This is a genomic window from Pseudomonas sp. P5_A12 (assembly GCF_056400685.1).
Map to the genome: position 1 here is coordinate 1 of NZ_JBFUKU010000087.1, position 19,235 is coordinate 19,235.

20 protein-coding genes and 1 tRNA gene are annotated in these 19,235 nt (G+C 59.0%); 12 read left to right on the top strand and 9 right to left on the bottom strand.

Annotation, left to right across the window (positions count from 1 at the left end; all coding sequences use genetic code 11):
- The 8 genes from AC1DSG_RS14160 to AC1DSG_RS14195 form a co-directional block, all read left to right on the top strand.
- On the top strand, positions 1-1,853 hold a 1,853-nt coding region (locus tag AC1DSG_RS14160), incomplete at its 5' end, for a carboxyltransferase domain-containing protein (RefSeq protein ID WP_477791445.1).
- A gap of 25 nt (positions 1,854-1,878) precedes the next feature.
- Entirely contained in the window at positions 1,879-3,657 is a 1,779-nt protein-coding gene (atzF, locus tag AC1DSG_RS14165; RefSeq protein WP_477791446.1) for an allophanate hydrolase, read from the top strand.
- Positions 3,658-3,856: 199 nt separating this feature from the next.
- Positions 3,857-4,051, top strand: coding sequence for a cysteine-rich CWC family protein (locus AC1DSG_RS14170; RefSeq protein WP_452625268.1), 195 nt, complete (start codon positions 3,857-3,859; stop codon positions 4,049-4,051).
- Positions 4,052-4,108: 57 nt separating this feature from the next.
- A complete protein-coding gene (locus tag AC1DSG_RS14175) occupies positions 4,109-4,801 on the top strand; it encodes a pseudouridine synthase (protein ID WP_477791447.1) in 693 nt (230 codons plus the stop codon).
- A 313-nt stretch (positions 4,802-5,114) separates the two neighbouring features.
- Complete coding sequence (locus AC1DSG_RS14180; protein WP_477791448.1) at positions 5,115-5,999, top strand: alpha/beta fold hydrolase; 885 nt, start codon at positions 5,115-5,117, stop codon at positions 5,997-5,999.
- A 180-nt stretch (positions 6,000-6,179) separates the two neighbouring features.
- A tRNA-Gly gene (locus AC1DSG_RS14185) sits at positions 6,180-6,253 on the top strand.
- 214 nt (positions 6,254-6,467) lie between these two features.
- Entirely contained in the window at positions 6,468-6,827 is a 360-nt protein-coding gene (locus AC1DSG_RS14190; protein WP_477791449.1) for a helix-turn-helix domain-containing protein, read from the top strand.
- Positions 6,828-7,286: 459 nt separating this feature from the next.
- A complete protein-coding gene (locus AC1DSG_RS14195) occupies positions 7,287-7,556 on the top strand; it encodes a hypothetical protein (RefSeq protein ID WP_007947603.1) in 270 nt (89 codons plus the stop codon).
- 182 nt (positions 7,557-7,738) lie between these two features.
- Here the strand turns inward: AC1DSG_RS14195 and tam are convergent, their stop codons facing one another.
- On the bottom strand, positions 7,739-8,509 hold the full coding sequence (gene tam, locus AC1DSG_RS14200; RefSeq protein WP_477791450.1) for a trans-aconitate 2-methyltransferase: 771 nt from the start codon (positions 8,507-8,509) through the stop codon (positions 7,739-7,741).
- A gap of 376 nt (positions 8,510-8,885) precedes the next feature.
- On the opposite strand from tam, the gene AC1DSG_RS14205 reads away from it, so the two are divergent.
- Positions 8,886-9,296, top strand: a complete 411-nt coding sequence (locus AC1DSG_RS14205) for a low affinity iron permease family protein (RefSeq protein WP_477791451.1) — start codon at positions 8,886-8,888, stop codon at positions 9,294-9,296.
- Positions 9,297-9,344: 48 nt separating this feature from the next.
- Here the strand turns inward: AC1DSG_RS14205 and AC1DSG_RS14210 are convergent, their stop codons facing one another.
- From AC1DSG_RS14210 to AC1DSG_RS14235, 6 genes are all read right to left on the bottom strand, one after another.
- Positions 9,345-9,848: a DUF4142 domain-containing protein gene (locus AC1DSG_RS14210; protein WP_477791452.1), complete on the bottom strand. Its 504-nt coding sequence runs from the start codon at positions 9,846-9,848 to the stop codon at positions 9,345-9,347.
- Positions 9,849-9,913: 65 nt separating this feature from the next.
- The gene (locus AC1DSG_RS14215) at positions 9,914-10,072 is read right to left on the bottom strand and encodes a KGG domain-containing protein (RefSeq protein ID WP_007947610.1); all 159 of its coding nucleotides are present in this window, start codon (positions 10,070-10,072) and stop codon (positions 9,914-9,916) included.
- 116 nt (positions 10,073-10,188) lie between these two features.
- Positions 10,189-11,538: a sensor domain-containing protein gene (locus tag AC1DSG_RS14220; protein ID WP_477791453.1), complete on the bottom strand. Its 1,350-nt coding sequence runs from the start codon at positions 11,536-11,538 to the stop codon at positions 10,189-10,191.
- 17 nt (positions 11,539-11,555) lie between these two features.
- Positions 11,556-12,194 (bottom strand): LysE family translocator, encoded by a 639-nt coding sequence (locus AC1DSG_RS14225; protein WP_477791454.1) that lies wholly within the window; start codon positions 12,192-12,194, stop codon positions 11,556-11,558.
- Between the two features lie 65 nt (positions 12,195-12,259).
- Complete coding sequence (gene fos, locus AC1DSG_RS14230) at positions 12,260-12,676, bottom strand: fosfomycin resistance glutathione transferase (RefSeq protein WP_477791455.1); 417 nt, start codon at positions 12,674-12,676, stop codon at positions 12,260-12,262.
- A gap of 10 nt (positions 12,677-12,686) precedes the next feature.
- Entirely contained in the window at positions 12,687-13,628 is a 942-nt protein-coding gene (locus tag AC1DSG_RS14235; protein WP_477791456.1) for a LysR family transcriptional regulator, read from the bottom strand.
- Positions 13,629-13,705: 77 nt separating this feature from the next.
- Between AC1DSG_RS14235 and AC1DSG_RS14240 the strand changes: the two genes are divergently transcribed.
- On the top strand, positions 13,706-14,194 hold the full coding sequence (locus AC1DSG_RS14240) for a DMT family transporter (RefSeq protein WP_477791457.1): 489 nt from the start codon (positions 13,706-13,708) through the stop codon (positions 14,192-14,194).
- A gap of 165 nt (positions 14,195-14,359) precedes the next feature.
- On the opposite strand, the gene AC1DSG_RS14245 is transcribed toward AC1DSG_RS14240, so the two are convergent.
- Together AC1DSG_RS14245 and AC1DSG_RS14250 are read right to left on the bottom strand one after the other, a co-directional pair.
- A complete protein-coding gene (locus tag AC1DSG_RS14245; RefSeq protein WP_477791458.1) occupies positions 14,360-15,619 on the bottom strand; it encodes an IS256 family transposase in 1,260 nt (419 codons plus the stop codon).
- Positions 15,620-15,717: 98 nt separating this feature from the next.
- Complete coding sequence (locus AC1DSG_RS14250) at positions 15,718-16,626, bottom strand: LysR family transcriptional regulator (protein WP_477791459.1); 909 nt, start codon at positions 16,624-16,626, stop codon at positions 15,718-15,720.
- A 196-nt stretch (positions 16,627-16,822) separates the two neighbouring features.
- On the opposite strand from AC1DSG_RS14250, the gene AC1DSG_RS14255 reads away from it, so the two are divergent.
- Together AC1DSG_RS14255 and AC1DSG_RS14260 are read left to right on the top strand one after the other, a co-directional pair.
- Positions 16,823-18,058 (top strand): aminotransferase class I/II-fold pyridoxal phosphate-dependent enzyme, encoded by a 1,236-nt coding sequence (locus AC1DSG_RS14255; protein ID WP_477791460.1) that lies wholly within the window; start codon positions 16,823-16,825, stop codon positions 18,056-18,058.
- 17 nt (positions 18,059-18,075) lie between these two features.
- Positions 18,076-19,235 (top strand): multidrug effflux MFS transporter (locus AC1DSG_RS14260; RefSeq protein ID WP_477791461.1); only part of this gene is annotated, 1,160 nt, incomplete at its 3' end.

Genomic DNA, 19,235 nt, shown 5'->3' on the forward strand with positions numbered 1-19,235 from the left:
GGCATGGTGGACGAGCCTTGCGGGCGGGTGATGTGTTGCATGTGTCGGCGTTGAACGATCGTAGCGTCGGCGGGCAGCTGTCTGAAATCACGGAGTTGCCCGCCGTGCGGCAAATCCGCGTGATTTACGGCCCCCATGGCGCACCGGAATACTTCACTGAAAACTACATCGGCACCTTCTTCGCGACCCAATGGGAAGTGCATTTCAATTCCAGTCGAACCGGCGTGCGACTGATCGGGCCGAAACCGGAATGGGTGCGTGCCGACGGCGGTGAAGCGGGACTGCATCCTTCGAACATTCACGACAATCCGTACGCCATCGGGGCGGTGGATTTCACTGGTGACATGCCGGTGATCCTCGGCCCGGATGGCCCGAGCCTGGGTGGGTTTGTGTGCCCGGTGACGGTGATCGAGGCGGATCTTTGGCAGCTGGGGCAATTGAAGGCCGGGAACAAAGTGCAATTCATCCCCGTCGGTCTCCAGACTGCCCGCAACCTCGCCTTGAAATGGAACTCCCCCTGTAGGAGCTGGCTTGCCAGCGAAGAAGTTGATGCGGTGTCTGGACTGGCCCCTTCGCTGGAAAGCCAGCTCCTACAGGGGATTGTGTCGCCTGTGGTGTTGGATTTGGGTCAGGGGGATACGCGGCTGGTTGCACGTCTTTCCGGGGACACTCATCTGCTCCTTGAAATCGGCGCGCCGGAACTTGATCTTGTTTTACGCTTCCGCGCCCACGCCCTCATGCAAGCGCTGGAAAGCAAACACCTGCACGGCGTAATCGACCTCACCCCCGGCATCCGTTCGCTGCAAGTGCACTACCAACCGGAGCAACTGCCGCTGTCCGACCTGCTGGGCATCGTCGCTGGTGAATGGGACGCGGTGTGCGCCGCCAAAGACCTGCAAGTGCCCTCACGCATCGTGCATTTGCCGCTGTCCTGGGATGATCCGGCCTGCCAGTTGGCCATCGAGAAATACATGACCACCGTGCGCAAAGACGCACCGTGGTGCCCGAGCAATCTGGAGTTCATCCGCCGCATCAACGACCTGCCCAACCTCGACGAAGTGCAGCGCACGGTGTTCGACGCCAGTTATCTGGTGATGGGCCTGGGCGACGTTTACCTCGGCGCACCGGTCGCCACCCCGCTCGATCCGCGTCATCGTCTGGTGACCACCAAGTACAACCCGGCCCGCACCTGGACCGCCGAAAACTCGGTGGGCATCGGTGGTGCCTACATGTGCGTGTACGGCATGGAAGGCCCCGGTGGTTATCAGTTTGTCGGGCGTACCTTGCAGATGTGGAATCGCTACCGCGAGGTCGCCGCGTTCGACGGCAAACCGTGGCTGCTGCGTTTCTTCGACCAGATCCGTTTCTACCCAGTGAGCGCCGATGAACTGCTGCGCATCCGCAAGGACTTCCCGCTCGGGCGCTTTGAGCTGAACATCGAACACAGCCAATTGAACCTCGCGGATTACCAGGCATTCCTGGCGAAAGAAGCCGAGACCATCGCCGCGTTTCGCGATCAGCAACAAGGCGCGTTCAACGCCGAACGCGAGCGCTGGATCGCCAGCGGTCAGGCGCATTTCGACAGCGAAGAGTTGGCCCCGCAAGCGACCGAAGAGGCAGCGCTGGCCAGCGGTGAAATGAGCGTCGACAGCCACATCGCCGGCAACCTCTGGCAGGTTCAAGTGGAAACCGGCAGCCGCGTGGCAGCCGGTGATGTGCTGGTGATTCTGGAGTCGATGAAGATGGAAATTCCGCTGCTCGCGCCCATGGCCGGCGTGGTACGTGAGATTCGTGTGCAACCGGGTTCGGCGGTGCGTGCCGGACAGCGCGTTGTGGTGCTGGAAGTCGACTGAACCCATTTCGAAAAGGATTAACCCCATGAACATCAATCTGCAACTCGATGCCCTGCGCAGCGCTTACCGCGAAGGCAGCGCCACACCTCGAAAACTGCTTTCGAGCCTGCGCGACAAAGCCGCCGCGCTGAACCCGGACTATCACCTGTTCATCCACTTGCTCAGTGTCGAAGAACTGGAACCGTACCTCGCCGCCCTCGACGGTCGCGACATCGACAGTCTGCCGCTGTACGGCGTGCCGTTTGCGATCAAAGACAACATCGACCTGGCGGGCATTCCAACCACAGCGGCGTGTCCGGACTTTGCCTATGTGCCGGAGCAATCGGCGACCATCGTCGAGCAGCTACTGGCGCTGGGGGCGATCCCGTTGGGCAAGACCAACCTGGATCAATTCGCCACCGGCCTCAACGGCAGCCGGTCACCGTATGGCGCGTGCCCGAACAGCGTGTTGCCGGAGTATCCGTCGGGCGGTTCCAGCGCCGGGTCTTCGTTGGCGGTGGCGCTCGGCGTCGCGAGTTTTTCCTTGGGCACGGACACCGCGGGATCGGGGCGTGTGCCAGCGGGTTTGAACAATCTGGTGGGACTCAAAGCCACCAAAGGTTTGATCTCTACTGCGGGTGTGGTGCCGGCCTGTCGCACGCTCGATTGCGTGACGACCTTCACGGCGACGGCTCGCGAGGCCAGCCAATTGCTGGCGCTCACCGCACACCTCGACCCGCGCGATGAATACAGCCGCAGCAACCCTCAGTGGAATGACGGTGCGGCATTCGGTACGCCGCGCTCTTTCCGCTTCGGTTTGCCGCGCGCACAGGACCTGGAATTTTTCGGTTGCTCCGAAGGCCCACTGCTGTTTGGGGATGTCATCGACCAGTTCAAGGCGTTGGGTGGTGAAGCCGTCGAACTGGATATGTCGCCGTTTCTCGAAGCGGCCCGCTTGCTCTACGAAGGGCCGTGGGTGGCCGAGCGCTACAGCGTGGCCGGGGAATTGATGGAGCAAAATCCACAAGCGGTGCTGCCGGTGATTCAAGCTGTGCTGGCCAAGGCGCCAGCGGTGACGGGAGTGCAAACCTTCCGCGCGCAATACCGATTGCAAGCCTTGAAGGCGCTGTGCGACAAGGCCCTGGAAGGCCTCGATTGCGTGATCACGCCGACCATTGGCCGCCCGGTGACACTGGCGCAACTGGACGCAGAACCGGTGCTGCGCAATTCGGAACTGGGTTACTACACCAACTTCATGAACCTGCTTGATTACGCCGCCGTCGCCGTGCCCAGCGCTTTCATGGGCAACGGCCTGCCGTGGGGCGTGACGCTGTTTGGTCGAGCGTTTACAGATCAGTATTTACTGAGCGTGGCGGATGCTTTCCAGCGCCTGCAAGGTCTGACTGCGCCAGCGCCAACAGCGGTCGCACGTAATGATCGGGCGCGGCTGGTGGTGTGTGGCGCGCATCTGGATGGGCTCGCGCTGAACTGGCAATTGAAGCGGCGCGGGGCACAGTTGGTCGAGACGACGTTCAGCTCGCCGGATTATCAATTGTATGCATTGGCCGGTGGCCCGCCGTTTCGTCCGGGGATGGTTCGGGTGAAGGATGGTGGTGTGGCGATTGCGGTGGAGGTTTGGGAATTGCCGAGCAGTGAATTGGGCTCGTTCCTGACCGGAATTCCGGCGCCGCTGGGGTTGGGCAAGGTGCAACTGGCGGATGGACGCTGGGAGAGCGGGTTCATCTGCGAGGCGTATGGGTTGGAGGGGGCGGTGGATATCAGTCATCTCGGTGGATGGCGCGCTTACCTGAAAAATCTGCGCTGATCAGATTGTTCCCACGCTCTGCGTGGGAATGCCGCCCGGGACGCAGAGCGTCCCTTAGCGGACGTGACGCAGAGCGTCACAGGATGCATTCCCACGCAGAGCGTGGGAACGATCAGCCGCACAAATTTGAAGCAGTTATTTCCCGACAGTCCCATTAGAATGCTTGCCATCGTCTCACTCGCGTTATGAGTACCCCTTTATGAACCGGCCTGAACTCTGTCCGGCCTGCGGCGCGTCCAACGACTGCACCCTGGCCGCCCCGCAAACCGCTGATCGCGCCTGTTGGTGCTACGGCGTCAGCATCGACCCGGCCGTACTCGAAGCGCTGCCGCCGGAACTGCGCGACAAATCCTGCCTGTGCCCTCGCTGTGCGCAGGTCGAAGCGCAGCTGTAAGCACGCGCCCGGCCGATCACGTAAGATACGCGGCCCTTTTCCCTCCGATCCCTTGCCATGCGCGTTGACCGTTTCCTCAGCAACCTGCCGCGCTTCAACCGTAAGCAGGTACGCCTGTTGCTGGTGGAAAAGCGCGTGCGGATCGACGGAAACATCGTCAGCGACCCGCACGCCGAAGTGCTCGAATTCAGCCGCGTCGAAGTCAACGACGAGGTCCTGCAAGTCGGCAAGCCTGCGCGCTACTTCATGCTGCACAAGCCACCTGGCTGCGTCAGCGCCACCCGCGACCCGGAACACCCGACGGTCCTCGACCTGATCCATGAGCCGGGCAAGGACGAGTTGCACATTGCCGGTCGCCTCGACTTCAACACCACCGGCCTGATGCTGATCACCAACGACGGCAGCTGGTCGCGACGCCTGACCCAACCGCAAACCAAGTTGCCAAAGGTCTACTACGTCGAGACCGAGCAGGACATCGGGCCGGAGTACGCGCTGAAATTCACCGAAGGACTGTATTTCGCTTTCGAAGACCTCACCACTCAGCCCGCCGAGTTGGTGCTGCTGGGACCGAAGTCGGCGCGTCTGAGCATCGTCGAAGGCCGGTATCACCAGGTGAAGCGCATGTTTGGCCACTTCGACAACAAGGTCCTGCGCCTGCACCGCGAGCGCATGGGCCCGCTGGTGCTCGATAACGCGCTAAAACCGGGCGAGTACCGTGCATTGCGCACCGAAGAGATTCATTTGATCTAAGCAGGCGACCGCTCAGCAGAAGTTGTCGAACAATTTACCAATGGCTCTTGCACGAAGGCGTCTACCCTGCTTGAATCAGGTCGTCAGCCGAAATGTGACTGATGAGTCACCACATACCTCTAAGAAACTTTTTGCCGGTTAGAGAACCCTCAGGTTCCGCTTCAGACCGACAGACTGCCCGCCAATAATAATACCCGTCGACCTGCTGTTCCGGATCGACATGGGCTCCAAAAATTCCAGGCGTATGCCTACCTGTCACAAAGCTCGTGCAATCTCAGTTGCGCGCATACCCGCTTGCCAGGAGTCATATGACATGAGGCCAGAAATCGCTGTGCTGGATATACAGGGTCAGTATCGGGTCTACACGGAGTTTTATCGCGCAGACGCCGCAGAGAAGACCATTATCTTGGTCAACGGCTCGATGGCCACGACTGCGTCGTTTGCACAAACCGTGAAAAACCTCCATCCGCAGTTCAACGTGGTCTGCTACGACCAGCCCTACGCGGGCAGGTCCAAAGCCCACAACCTGCATGAGAAATTGCTGACCAAGGAAGTCGAAGGGCAGATCCTCCTGGAGCTGATCGACCACTTCGGCGCCGAACACGTGCTGTCGTTTTCCTGGGGCGGCGCCGCGACCCTGGTCGCCCTCGCCCATCGGCCACGACGGATCGAAAAAGCCGTGATCAGCTCGTTCTCTCCGGAGATCAACGCGCACATGCTCGATTACCTCGAGCGCGGCGTCGATTACCTCGGCAGCCGGGACGGCGACCGGGTCGGCAATCTGGTGAACAGCACCATCGGCAAGCACTTGCCGACCCTGTTCAAACGCTTCAATTACCGGCACGTCAGCAGCCTGGCCGATCATGAATACGGGCAGATGCACTTCCACATCAGCGACCTGCTGCACAGTGATCGCCAGTGCTTCTTCAAAGCCGCACAGAAAATCAACGTGCCAGTGCTGTTCATGAACGGCGAATGGGACGAATACACCGCCGCCGATGGCGCGCGATTGTTCGCCAACCACGTGCAGAACGCCACCTTCACGACACTGGAAGCGACCGGCCACTTTCTCGACATGGAACACAAAGCCGCCTGCCGAGACAGCCRCAACGCCCTGCTGGGGTTCCTGACACCATCGCAGCATGAGAGCCGAACGCGTTACCACTACGTCAAGGATCACCATGCACTGGCAATCTGAAACAGCGTCCTCGCGAGCAAGCCCCGCCCTACAGTGTTGAATGCATTCCTGTAGGCGCGTGGCTTGCCCGCGAAAGACCGCCTCGCGGTCTTTGGGCTGTTTCACCTGCGCTAAAGTCGTCTCGAGCAAAGAAAAACTTCATTTCCGCGCGCACATCTGGTACAAAGTCAGCCGCTCTGAGCGGGTGTCGTATAATGGCATTACTCCAGCTTCCCAAGCTGATAACGAGGGTTCGATTCCCTTCACCCGCTCCAATCGAATTTTGGTCTCACGTTGTTTTTTGACGGGAGATGCAGGTAAAAAAAAACCGGCCTTGATGGCCGGTTTTTTTGTATCTGGAATTTGTATTTCCACGCGAAATTAGCGTTTCTCCACAAAACCTATGTTTTATTAGCGTTTTTCTTGACCAAATAAAGAACTCATCAGCACCGATGCCCGAAATGATCAGATCAACGCGGAGACCGTGTAATGAACATTAAACCTATTCGCAGCCAAGAAGACCTGACTGATGCATTTGCTCGTGTGGAGCAACTGTGGGGTGCCGACATTGGTTCACCTGAAGGCGATGAGCTTGAAATTCTGGCGCTGCTTATCGAGAAATACGAAGACGAGCATTATCCAATGCCGCCCTCCGATCCGATTGAGGCCATCAAATTCCGCATGGATCAGCAAGGCCTGACCCCTCGTGATCTGGAACCGTTCATCGGTACGAGCGGGCACGTATCCGAAGTGCTGAATCGTAAGCGCAAACTGAGTCTGTCGATGATCAAGCGTCTGCACGATGGATTGAGAATTCCTTGCGAGAGTTTGCTCGCTGGTGCTGCCTGACGGGTGGCCAAGACGAAAAACCGGTCCTTAGTGACCGGTTTTTTTGTGGGCGGAATTTGTGTGGGCTGCCAGTCAACGCCTGCCAAATCAGGTGCCGATCACCCATTCACTGGTAGCACGAAAGTGGCCAACTTTCGAAAAGGCAACGTCCTACACGACACTGGGAATTGTCCGTACACTTGCGCATTGCTGTGTTTTTACCATGAAGTCTATAGTCGACCCGCGCCCCAACTGGCGTATTGGGTTTGGCGACTCGATTCCATGGTAYGGAAGCCTCCGAGGATTTCTCGGAGCGCTTTTGAACGCACTTGGCTGCCTCTTTTTTGGTGGCTGTGCGTGGGAGACCTTAGGGTCTGCCGGTTTTTACCATGGCCCGGTTCGCCAACCCGCGTACAGCTACCACCCTATTGTTTGGCGACGATTGAGTGGTAGGTCTTCTTCCTATCATGGTGATCACTTATGAATGAATACATGGCTCTAACCAGCAACGCCGACGATTTACCCTCGCTGTTCGTCAACACCACCCAACCGCTGCACTCTCTGCTCAGCACGGCCAGTTACAGAATTCGGGCCGTGACGCAGATCCTCGAAAACCTCGCCATGCGAGGTGACATCACCACCGACTCGGTCATCCTCAGCGATTTTGCATTGCTCTGCTGCGTGCCTTTGCGCGACGGTTGCGATGTGCTGGATGTCATCGCTCGACGCATGGATGCGGAACCATCCTGACGTGATAACGGGCGCCTTTCGGGGCGCCCTTTGCGTTTCGTGGCCGACTATTGTGACGTATCACTGTGGCGAGGGAGCTTGCTCCCGCTTGGCTGCGAAGCGGCCCCTCTTCACCCAAAAAGAAGGGGACTGCTGCGCATTCCAACGGGAGCAAGCTCCCTCGCCACAGGTTCAGTGGGTTCTTACCGAGTCGCGACAATAAACAACCGCGGAAACGGCAACAGCACCGAACCATCGCTCAACGCCGGATAAGCCTGCTCGATCGCAGCGTGGTATTGCTTGAGGTATTGCGCCTTTTCCGCCTCATCCAGCGGTTCAAGAAATGGCCGCAAACCGCTGCCCTTGAACCACTCGACCACGCCCGAGGCACCGCCCGCCAGCGGATGATGGTAGGTGGTGCGCCACACATCGACTCGCGCGCAGTGAGGTCGCAGCATCGAGTAGTAATCGCTGGCACTCGCCATTTCCGTGCGTTGTCCGGCGGCGTCCGCCAGTTTGCTGGCCCACGGGCCCTCGGCGGCCACTTCGCGCATCAGGCGATGGGATGGCTCGTTGAGGTTGTCGGGCATCTGAATGGCCAGGCTGCCGCCCTGGGTCAGTCGAGCGGCCAGCGACGGCAGTAACGTCGCGTGATCGGGTAACCATTGCAACACCGCGTTGGCGAATATCACGTCGAACGGGCCGCTGTCGCTCCAGATGCCGATATCAACGGTGTCGAACTGCAGGTTTGGCAGGCGCTTGCGAGCGGCTTCAATCATGTCGGTCGAACTGTCGACACCACGCACCGTGGCGCTGGTGAAGCGCTCGACCAGCAATTCGGTCGAATTACCGGGGCCACAACCGATGTCGATGGCCGAACGCGCGTCCACGGGCGGGATGGCGGCAAGCAGGTCGCGCGCCGGGCGGGTGCGTTCATCTTCAAAAGCGACGTATTGTTTGGCGGACCAACTCATTGCGTTCTCCTGTCGGTATGTTGTTGTGGGCCAGTGGCGAACAACCGGTCCGATACGATACCTCGGCAGGGGCTACCTACCCTATCCCACCTTTGGCCAACGCAATCGTTGGTCGGTTGAAATAAGACTCGCTGACTAGACCCGTCGAGTAGCAGCTGGCGAAGCCTGCGTCCGGCTGCGYAGCAGTCGTGAAATCATGCGACTCGGTGTTTCAGGGAGACCGAGAACTCAGGATTTACGACTGCTRCGCMGCCGGACGCAGGCTTCGCCAGCTGCTACAAAACCCGTGTCGCTGTTGAATGCAGGAATGAAAGTAGAATTTTCAACACGCCGTTGCTGTCTGAAATTCAGGCGCATTCTTATAAGGAACACGGCAATGAAATTCGCAAAAATCTCGCAGAAACTCGCCCTGTGGGCCGGTAGTCCCAAGACGTTTATGGCGGCGCTGATTCTTATTGCTGTGTGGGGCTTGAGCGGGCCGATTTTTGGCTTCAACGACACCTGGCAACTGGTGATCAACACATCCACCACGATCATCACGTTCCTGATGGTATTCCTGATCCAGAACACCCAGAACCGCGATACCGACATCCTGCATTTGAAAATCGATGAGTTGCTGCGGGTGAACAAGGAGGCGAAGAACGCGATGCTGGGGCTGGAGGTGCTGGACCTCAAACAATTGGAGGCGCTGCGCAAGTACTATCGCGCCATGGGCGAAAACGAGGTGCATGACCTGGCGGGGCTGGCGTCGTCGAGCCATCACAAACAAAATTTGAATGAGTGCTGAGCAAAAAAACGGCGCGTGATGTGAACGCGCCGTTTGCTTTAAAGGCCGCTAGCGGCCCGCTTGCAACGCCCTGGCCATTTGCAGATGGTTTTGAAGTTTGGGCAGGTTTTCTTCAGCGAAGGCTTTGATTTCCGGCACGTCGGTGCTCTGCGCTTCCTGCTGAAGTTGTTCGATGGCTGCCTGGGTGGTTTTCACCTGACTCGCGGCGTAGGCCTGATCAAAGGTTGCACCGTCCAGCACTTGCGGCATCAAGGCTTTGGCCTTCTCGACCACTTCCTCCCGCGGGGCTACTGGCAAATCCAGTTGTTTGGCGATTTTTGCCAAGTGCTGGTTAGCTGTAGTGCGGTCGTTGATGACGACGATGGTGTAGTCCTTGACCTCTTTGGATTCGGTTTTCTGGTGTGCCAGGCGGCTGGCGTCAATGTCGGCCATGCTTTGGGCCGAAGTCTCGTTGATGAATTCTGCGGGGGACTGGGCAAAAGCGCTGCTGGCACAAAGGCCCAGTAACGTGACAAAACCTGCATGACGTATTCGGGTGGCCATCCTGTTCATGGTCGCGCCCTCCTTGTAAAAAAATTCAAGCGGGAGCTTGCGCCCCCGCCTCTCAATCACCACCACTACTTGGATTTCTGACCACCTTTGCGGCCCATTTCGGGTTTCGAAGAGTCTTTATCAACAGTCGTGGTGGTAGTTTTCCCACCTTTCCGACCGGCTTCAGACGCCTTCGTTCGATCGTTGGCGAAGTTTCCCGAGTTCGAGTTTCTTGAGTTAGGCATGATTCTCTACCTCTTGGTTATGACCCAGGCGAGCAACAGCCCGCCTAAAATCAGAATCGACGAGCCCCAAAAGGTTTAGAAAAGCTGAAAACGCAGCGACGAACGGCGGCGCAGTTTCAGACTTCGAGCCGCAGATGATGCTGGCGTTTAGCGGTGTACATGGCCTCGTCGGCATGCCTGAGCAACTGCTGTTCTTCGGTGCCGTGTTCAGGGAAATGGGCGACACCGATGCTGATATGGATGTTCAGGTTGTGCCCGTCCAGACGCAGCGGCTGCGCCAGTACCTGAAGGATTTTTTCCGACACCCTGCCGGCGTCTTCCGAAGCGTGGATGCTGTGCAACAACACCACAAACTCGTCGCCGCCGATGCGTGCCACGGTGTCAGTTTCGCGTACGCAACCCTTTAGTCGATTGGCCACCGCTTGCAAAAGCATATCGCCCACCACATGGCCGTGCGTGTCGTTGACGTCCTTGAAACGATCGAGGTCGACGTAAAGCAATGCCATTCGCCCGCCATCTGCCCGAGCCAGCGCCAATGAAGCCTTGAGACGATCACGCAACAGCCCGCGATTGGGCAGTTGAGTCAGTTGGTCGTACTGCGCCATCTGCTGCAGCCTGGCATGCAATTGCTTGCGCTCGATGGCCGTCGCGACCTGCGCGCAGACGTATTGCAACAGCTCCTTGTCCTGCTCCGTGTAGCGCTCGCCCCCCAGTACGCTTTTGACGATGAGCGCGCCGATGGTGCCGTTTTTCGAGTTCAGTGGCACACCCAGCCAGCACTGCGAATTCGGGCCTTCGACCGACATCTCGAAGCCTGCGTGCGAATAGTCCTGTTCCGGGGTCAGTAAAATCGGCTGACCGCTGCGGATCACTTCCGTACACAGGCGCCCGGTCATGGTGCCTGGCAGCTCGGGTTGCAGTTCATCGTCGCCGACGTGATAAGGGAAATTCAGCTGCCCGCAGTGTTCGTCATACAGCGCTACGGAGAAACTCAGCGCGGGCAGCCATTCGCCGATGATCAAGTGAACGCGTTTGAACAACGTCAGTAAATCTTCCGCCGCGTGGGCCGCTTCGGAGATCGCATACAACGCCGCTTGCCGAGATTCGGCCTGCTTGCGTTCGGTGATGTCCCGGGCCACGGCGATACGCAGCTGATCGACTTCCGACCAGCGCGCTGTCCAGAGGATATGCACCACTTGGCCGTCCTTGCGCAGGTAGCGGTTTTCAAAATTGAACTGGGGCTCACCGCCCATAATTTCCTTTGCGGCGTCGAGCGTGCGCTGGCGATCGGCAGGATGCACCAGATCGATCATCGACTGGCCGATCATCTCGTCGGGGGTGTAACCGAAAATGCGCTCAAAAGCCGCACTGACAAATACGAAGCGACCTTGCTTGTCGACCGCACACACGGCGTCCAGTAACAGATCGATGTAGCTCGCCAGCGGCGCGGAGTTTCTGTTTGCCATGGAGACCTGCTCTGGATTCAAGCCTTGTTCGTGACCAGCCCCGGCAACGCATGCACCAGGGCGTTAATGGCAAAACCGATAAACATGACTCCACACAACCGGGTGATCGCCAGTTCGTGACGCTGATACAAGGTCCGAACCTGCCGCGCACCGACGATRCCGATGAGGATAGCGTAGGCGATCAGGCCACCGACGAAGCTCAGGACAATCAACCACGGCAACATCGACCAATGCAGCAGCTCCGCGCGGCTCGACAATAGCGCCGTGAACGTGGCCACCGCCACCGGGTAAGCCTTGGGATTGGTCAGACCGAACAAAATGCCGTGCCAGAACGGCTGGCGAGCCGGGCCTTGAGGCGCCTCGGCACTGCTGCGTTTCGCCCGCACGGCACGCATACCGAGCCAGAACAAATAGAGACCGCTGAGCACGCCCAAGACATCGAACGCTGTGCTGCCGATTTCCCGCGCACCGACAATCGCGATCAACGCGGTGCTGCACCAGACCACATCCCCGAGCAAATGCCCGCACAAAAAACCCGCCCCCGCCCGCCGACCGCGCGCTGCGCCAATGCCGAACACCGCCAACACACCCGGCCCCGGCGTGATCCCGTAGATGAAGCCCGAGGCGAGAACAGCCATTAGCAGCGATGGGGTCATCGGGAAATCCTTTTGAACTGTTTGGCGAATGGGCACCAGTCTATCTCAGGTCCCTGCGCCTGAACTTACTGATCGTCGAAGAACTTCATCCCGGCATAAGGCCGCTGCCGACAGGCTGCCAGCCGTGATGCCAGATCCCCGACATGCGCTTCAAGCTTGTGGCCGTCCGGGTCGAGAAAATAGAACGAAGCACCTTCGCTGCGGTTGTCGCGCCATTCCTGTACGTTGGCGGATCGCAAGCGTTCGACGAACATAGGGAAATCCGCTGCGTTGAGGCTGAAGGCGTAGTGGGTGTAGTCGGCGGCGGGCTCGGACTTGCGCAGTGGATCGAGGGAAAGGCACAGCCAGAACCCCGGGAGCGAGAGGTAAGCGCCTGTATCCCAAGTCGCCTCGAGGCGCAGTTGCAGCTGTTTTTGGTAGAACGTCACGCTGCGGTTCAGGTCTGTGACGGCGAGGGTCAAGTGGTTGAGGCCGGTTAGCAATTTCGTTACCTCAATCGTTAAACGATAGGCCGGTGGCAGCGTAGCCACGCACTATCCCCTCCCCAATCCGCCCATTCAACCAGTTCAACGCCTGATCCCCGCCCCGCCGCTTGTGCCACACCAGCACAAACGTAAACGACGGAATATGAAACGGCGGCGGCACCACCATCAACGACCGCTCATCAATGTCTCGCAGTCCACGCGAAGCCACAGTCAGAATCAAATCAGTGCCGCTGATGAATTCTGGCGCAACGCTCCAGTGCGGCAGGCTGACGGCAACGCGACGGCGCTCGCGCAATGCCGTCAGAGCCCGTTCGATTTCCGGGGTGCCGCTGCCGCGCATTTCCAGCAGGACATGCGGACGCGCGAGGTAGGTTGGCAGGTCGAGGATGCCGTCAGTCGGCAGGCTGTTGCGGTCGACGAGGCAGGCGTAGTGCTCCTCGAACAAGGGCGTGCTGCGTAACTCGTTTGGCAACTCTGGAAAGACGCCCGCCGCAACGTCGATGTCGCCGTTGAGCACACCATCAAGCATGCCTTCGCGGCTGGCGTGGCTGATTTGCAGGTCGATCCCCGGCGCCTCCCGGCGTAAGGTTCGAATCAGCCCAGGCAAGATAATAGCGGCGCCGTAGTCCGACATCGCCAGGCGAAAGGTGCGCTTGGCGGTGGCTGGATCGAAGGTGTTCGGCGCCAGCAGCGATTGCACCTGGGCCAGGGCTTCGGCCAGCGGGACGATGAGTTCCAATGCTCGTGGAGTTGCGACCAGCCCCGCACCCGCGCGCACCAGCAATGGATCGCCGAGCAGGTCACGCAATCGCGCCAGGGCATGGCTGACCGCCGGCTGACTCAGGTGCAGACGCTCCGCAGCGCGGGTCACGTGCTGTTCGCTGAGCAAGGCGTCGAGGATCACCAGCAGGTTGAGGTCGATGCGCCTTAGATCATTCATCTGATGCATGTCCTGGATAGCAATCTGGAATTTAAATCTGCGCGACGAATACTCTAGAGTCCAGCAAAACCTGTTGGAGAATGACCATGAGTACGTTGCAGTGGGCCGGTCTGTTGTTGCTGGCCGTGATTGCCGGGGCGGTGGTGCCCTTTCAGAGCGCGATCAACGCCAACCTCACGCGTGGGTTGGGCCATCCGTTGTGGGCGACGCTTGCGTCGTTGCTGGTGAGTATTGCGGTGTTGTTGCCGATTATTGTGGCGCTGCGTTTGCCATTGCCGTCCCTGGCATTCATTAGCAAGGCGCCGCTGTGGATGTGGGCTGGAGGGGCGTTTGGGGTATGTTTTATTTCGTTGGCGCTGATGCTATTGCCCAAGCTTGGGGCGTCGGGGTTTATTGCTTTAGCGCTGGCGGGACAGGTGATGGCATCGCTGGTGCTGGATCACTTCGGGTTGTTTGGGTTGGTGGAGCGGCAGATGACCTTGCCACGGGTGATTGGGGCGGTGTTGTTAGTAGCGGGAGTAGCGCTGATTCAGTTCAGTGGGACGCCTGCCAAGGGTTTGGTAGCGGCGGGTTGAGGGAACAACTGGCAGTGAGATGTTAACTGTCAGGCCGCCATCGCGAGCGGGCTCGCTCCCACCTTTGATCGGCGGCGTGGCACAGATCGAGTGTGGGAGCGAGCGAGAGTGTCAGATTTTTTGTGTGCGGGCCGGTAATGGCCTGCCGTTAGGCAGGCCTTCATTTCACCAGGTTGGCCTGATGAATCGATCTCCGTACAAAACCGCAAACTGATTCATTGCGCTCTTCCAGTCATGGGCCGGACTGCCCCAATTGGCGGTGATATTTTGCAGTGCCAGCCAGATCAGCTTCGTCGCGGCATCATCGGTTGGAAAGTGTCCTCTTGTCTTGATGATCTTGCGCAACTGGGCGTTGATGCTTTCGATGGCGTTGGTGGTGTAGATCACTTTTCGGATGGCTGGCGGGAAGATGAAAAACGGGATGACTCGGTCCCAGGCACGCCGCCAGGCAGCAGCCACCGTTGGATATTGTTTACCCCAAGGTCCAGATTCGAAGGCAGCTAAAGCCTGCTCGGCAACTTCAGCATTGAGCGCCTGATAGATCGGCTTCAGGGCTTTGGCCAGTTCGCGACGCTTGTCCCACGCAGCGTAATCAAGGCTATTACGGATCAAGTGGACGATACAGGTCTGCAAAGTCGCCTGAGGAAACACTGCACTCAAGGCTTCTGGCATGCCTTTAAGCCCGTCAGTGACAGCAATCAAAACGTCTTCGACGCCTCGGGTCTTGAGGTCATTGAAAACCTTCATCCAAAACTTGGCGCCCTCAGTGTTCTCAATCCAGATACCCAAAATATCTCGGGTGCCGTCCGGCAATACGCCCCRCGCCAAGTAGATTGCCTTGTTGCGTACCACCCCTTCGTCACGGATTTTGACCCGCAGCGCATCAAAAAAAATGACGGGATACATGGGTTCAAGGGGCCGTTGCTGCCAGGTGCTGACTTCTTCCAGAACAGCATCGGTGACCGAGCTGATGAAGTCATGGGAGACGTCTGTCCCGTATTGCTCCGAGAGAAATGCCCGAATCTCACGAACGCTCATGCCGCGGGCATACATGGCAATGATCTTGTCATCGAAGCCTGTAAAACGGCGCTCGTGCTTGGGGATCAGGATGGGAGCAAAGCTGCCATCGCGGTCTCTGGGAATGTCCAGGCGCAGCGGGCCGTCGTCAGTCAGCACGGTCTTGCTGCTTTTACCGTTACGCTGGTTGCTCGACTCCTCAGGGCGCTCCGCGCCCTGAGGATAGCCAAGGTGGTGGCCGAGCTCGGCACCCAAGGCTCGTTCAATCAGCGCCTTTTTGAACGCCATCGAAGCATCTTGAATAGCCTCGGCACTCATTGGGCCGCTGACGAACTGGTCGATCAGCTCTTTGGGAATGGATGGAAGGTCACGCTGGGCCTCACGGGCCGGTTTCTTTTTGGTCGGCATACATGCACCTCTTCAACATGTTATGCCCGAACACAAAATTTATGACAGTCCCGAGCGAGCCTGCTCGCGATAAGGCCCGCCCATCCAATCGAAAATAATCAGACCGCCCCGCGCAAATGCTCAAACAACATCCGACTCACCGGCGACAACCCCGTTTCATCCCTCACCACAATGATCAACGCCCGATCCGACCACTCATCCGTCAACGGCACCGCGTGCAGCCCCAACGCCCGGCCAAACAGTTCATAAGCCTTCTGCGGTAAAATCCCGATGCCCATGTTGGCCTGGACCATCCGGCACATGGCATCGAAACCCGGCACATGAATGCGCAACCGCAGCACTTTGCCCGCCTCGCGCGCCGCGGCATGGGTGCGCATGTTGATCGAACTGGCGGCATGCAAACCGACGTAATCGCTGTCCAGCGTGTCCGCAAACGCCAGGCTCGAACGGCTCGCCAACGGATGATCGGGCAACATCAACACCATCAGCTTGTCCTGCCGGTACAACACGCTGTGCAACCCTTTGATGTCGCTGTCGATGGAGCAAATGCCAAGGTCCGCCACACCGTCCAGCACCCCCTGAATCACCCCGCCGCTGGGACGTTCTTCGAGGTCGGTCTTGACCTGGGGATGACGCTCGGAAAAGTCCCGCAAGTCTTCGGGCAAAAACTGAATGATCGCCGACAGGTTAGCGAGCATGCACACATAGCCGCGAATGCCGTGGCTGTGCTCGCCCAGTTCAAGGCCCATTTTCTCAACGTTGAACAGCATTTGCCGGGCATGGTGCAGCAAGGTTTCGCCGGCCGGCGTCAGGGTCATGCCTTTGGCCTGGCGCACGAAAAGACTGATCCCCAACGCCTCTTCCAGCTCCATCAAGCGCTTGCTGGCCGCTGACACCGCAATGGCTTCACGCGCGGCGGCACGGGTCAGCGTGCCTTCTTCGTGGACAGCGACGAACAGCTGGAGGGTAATCAGGTCGAGACGGCGGATCAGGCTTTTTTGCAGCATGGCTCGATGACTTCTATTCGGCTGAATGGGCAGGATAACCGGGTTTTGCCCCACATCCACACCGCCATCGCCCTACACATAAATCTCTTGTAACACTCAACCGAAGCGGAATCGGCCGATTCAGCGGCAATGTCGCACTCTGTAAAGTCTGGCAACACACACGGACGGCTTCACCACTCAAGGACAGACACAACAAATGGACCAGACAACGCACGCGGCAAATACCTTCACCAACTATCGAAAACTGATCGCGCTGGCCGATCACCACTGGGAAACCGCAGAAGCCGGGAAAGTCGCCGGATTGAATGTCGACATCAGAAGCAGCAACCGCATGGTTGACCAGCACGGACGTGCCTTCCATCACTTCTGCACCACCTCATACCTGGGCCTGGATCACCATCCCGATCTGCTCGACGGCGCCATGACCACCTTGTGGGAAACCGGCACCCTGCGCGTCGCCAATTCAAAAAACCGCTGCAAACTGGCGATCCTCGAACAGTACGAAACCGAGCTGTCAGCATTGTTCGGCGCCACATGCCTGAGCACCCTGTCATGCAGCGCGGCGAGTACCGGTATCCTGCCGCTGCTGGCCAGCGGCGTGTTCACCGAGAACCGGCCGCCGGTGATGGTGTTTGACCGGTTGGCGCACGACTCGATGAGTCACCTCAAAGCCGCCTGCGCCGACGAAACCAGGGTCGTGACCAGTCCGCACAACGACATGGATTTTCTGGAAACCCAGTGCCAGCAACACACCAGGGTCGCGTATGTTGCCGACGGTGCGTACAGCATGGGCGGGGTCGCCGACCTGGACAGTCTTTTGTACCTGAAAGATCGTTATGGGTTGTTTCTCTACCTCGACGACTCCCACGCACTGTCCACCGTTGGCACATTCGGTGCGGGTCTGGTGCGCCCCAGGTTTCAGGTCCTGGAAGATGACGGCCTGATCGTTGCGTCATTGGCCAAGTCCTTTGGCGCCAGCGGCGGGTTGGTGATGCTGGGTAATGAACGGCAGAAAAAGCTGATTCAACGCTACGGTGGCCCCGGCAATTGGTCGCAAAGCCTCGACAGTGCCGCGATCGGTGCGGGCAGAGCCTCCATCCAGTTGCATCAAACGCCGGCATTTGCCGCGTTACAGGAAAAACTTCAGGTTAATATCCGGCTCTTTGACAGCCTGATCCGAACCGCACAGCACGGCAGCATCATGGCGATTCGCTTGGTCCACTGCGGTGAAGCGGCGCTGGCCAATCGCATCGCTATCGAATTGGCCAACCTCGGTTTCTTCACCTCGGCGGTGTTCTTTCCGGTGGTCGCCCAAGGCAAGGCTGCTCTGAGAATCACTTTGCGGGCGGACATGGAACCGATGCTGATCCGCCACTTTTGTCAGCTCGTCACTGAGCTTTTATGCACAACCGCCGGGGTCGTCGGCGACTGAACACCAGGGAAGATGTCATGAAGAGCCGCACCACCCTCCTCGTCACCTGCAGCACGGTATTTCTCGCTCAATTGGGCATGAGCATTTACCTGCCGGCGCTGCCGGAGATGGCTCGGGATCTGTCCGCCGACGCTTCGCAGGTGTCCTGGGGCCTGGCGGTGTACTTGATCGGGATGGCGCTGCCGATGTTGTTCTGGGGCAGCCTCGGTCAGCGCATCGGTCGCAAACCGGTACTGCTCGCGGCGCTCGGCATTTATGGGCTGGGCAACCTTGCCCTGCCGCTGGGCCAGACACTTGAAGCGTTCCTGATGATTCGACTGATTCAGGGCATCGGCGCCAGCGGAATTTCGGTGATGGCCCGGGTGCTGATCCGCGATAGCTTTCGCGGCGATCTGCTGGCGAAGGCGTTGTCGTGGATTTCGATTTCGTTCGTGGTGGCATTGGGTATCGGCCAGTACCTGGGGTCGGTTATTCAGGTGGCGCTGGGCTGGCCAGCGATTTTCTATCTGTTGGGGGGCGCGAGCCTGTTGATGGCGACGGTTGTGGCGCGGGTCCCGTTTGCTGTGCTGGCCGAGGACAATGTCCAGTCGTCTGCGTGGCCAAGTTACGGGCGCATTCTGCGCGATCGTGCCTTCCTGCTACCGGCCCTCACCGGCGGCCTCGGTTATGGGGTGATCGTCGCCTTCAACACCGCCGCGCCGCTGATTCTGCAAGGTCCGTTCAATTGGTCGGCGGTGGAATACGGACTGCTGGGCTGGTCGATCAGCGCGGCGTATTTTCTGGGAGCGTTGGCGGTCAATGGCTTGGTACTGCGCACCGGTCAGCGCCGATTGATGGCGGCCGGTGTCGGGCTGGTGYTGGCCGGCAGCGCGGTGATGTTATTGGGCAGCGTCGTCGGTACCTCCATTGCGCTGCTGTTCTGGTTGCCCTATTGCGTGGCGGTGTTCGGGCAGTCGCTGACGTACCCGATCAGCCTGTCGCTGGCCAATGACGGTTCACCGGTCGGCGGCGCTTATGCGATGGCCCTGAGCGGCTTTATTCATCAACTGATGGCGGCCGTGATTGGCGGGATCGCCAGCCTGATTGCCAGTCCGCAGGCATGGCCGCTGTCGCTGTTGTGCACGTTGCTGGCGGTGGGCGCGATGCTCTGCGTGATGCTCGCGCCGGGTCGCCAAAA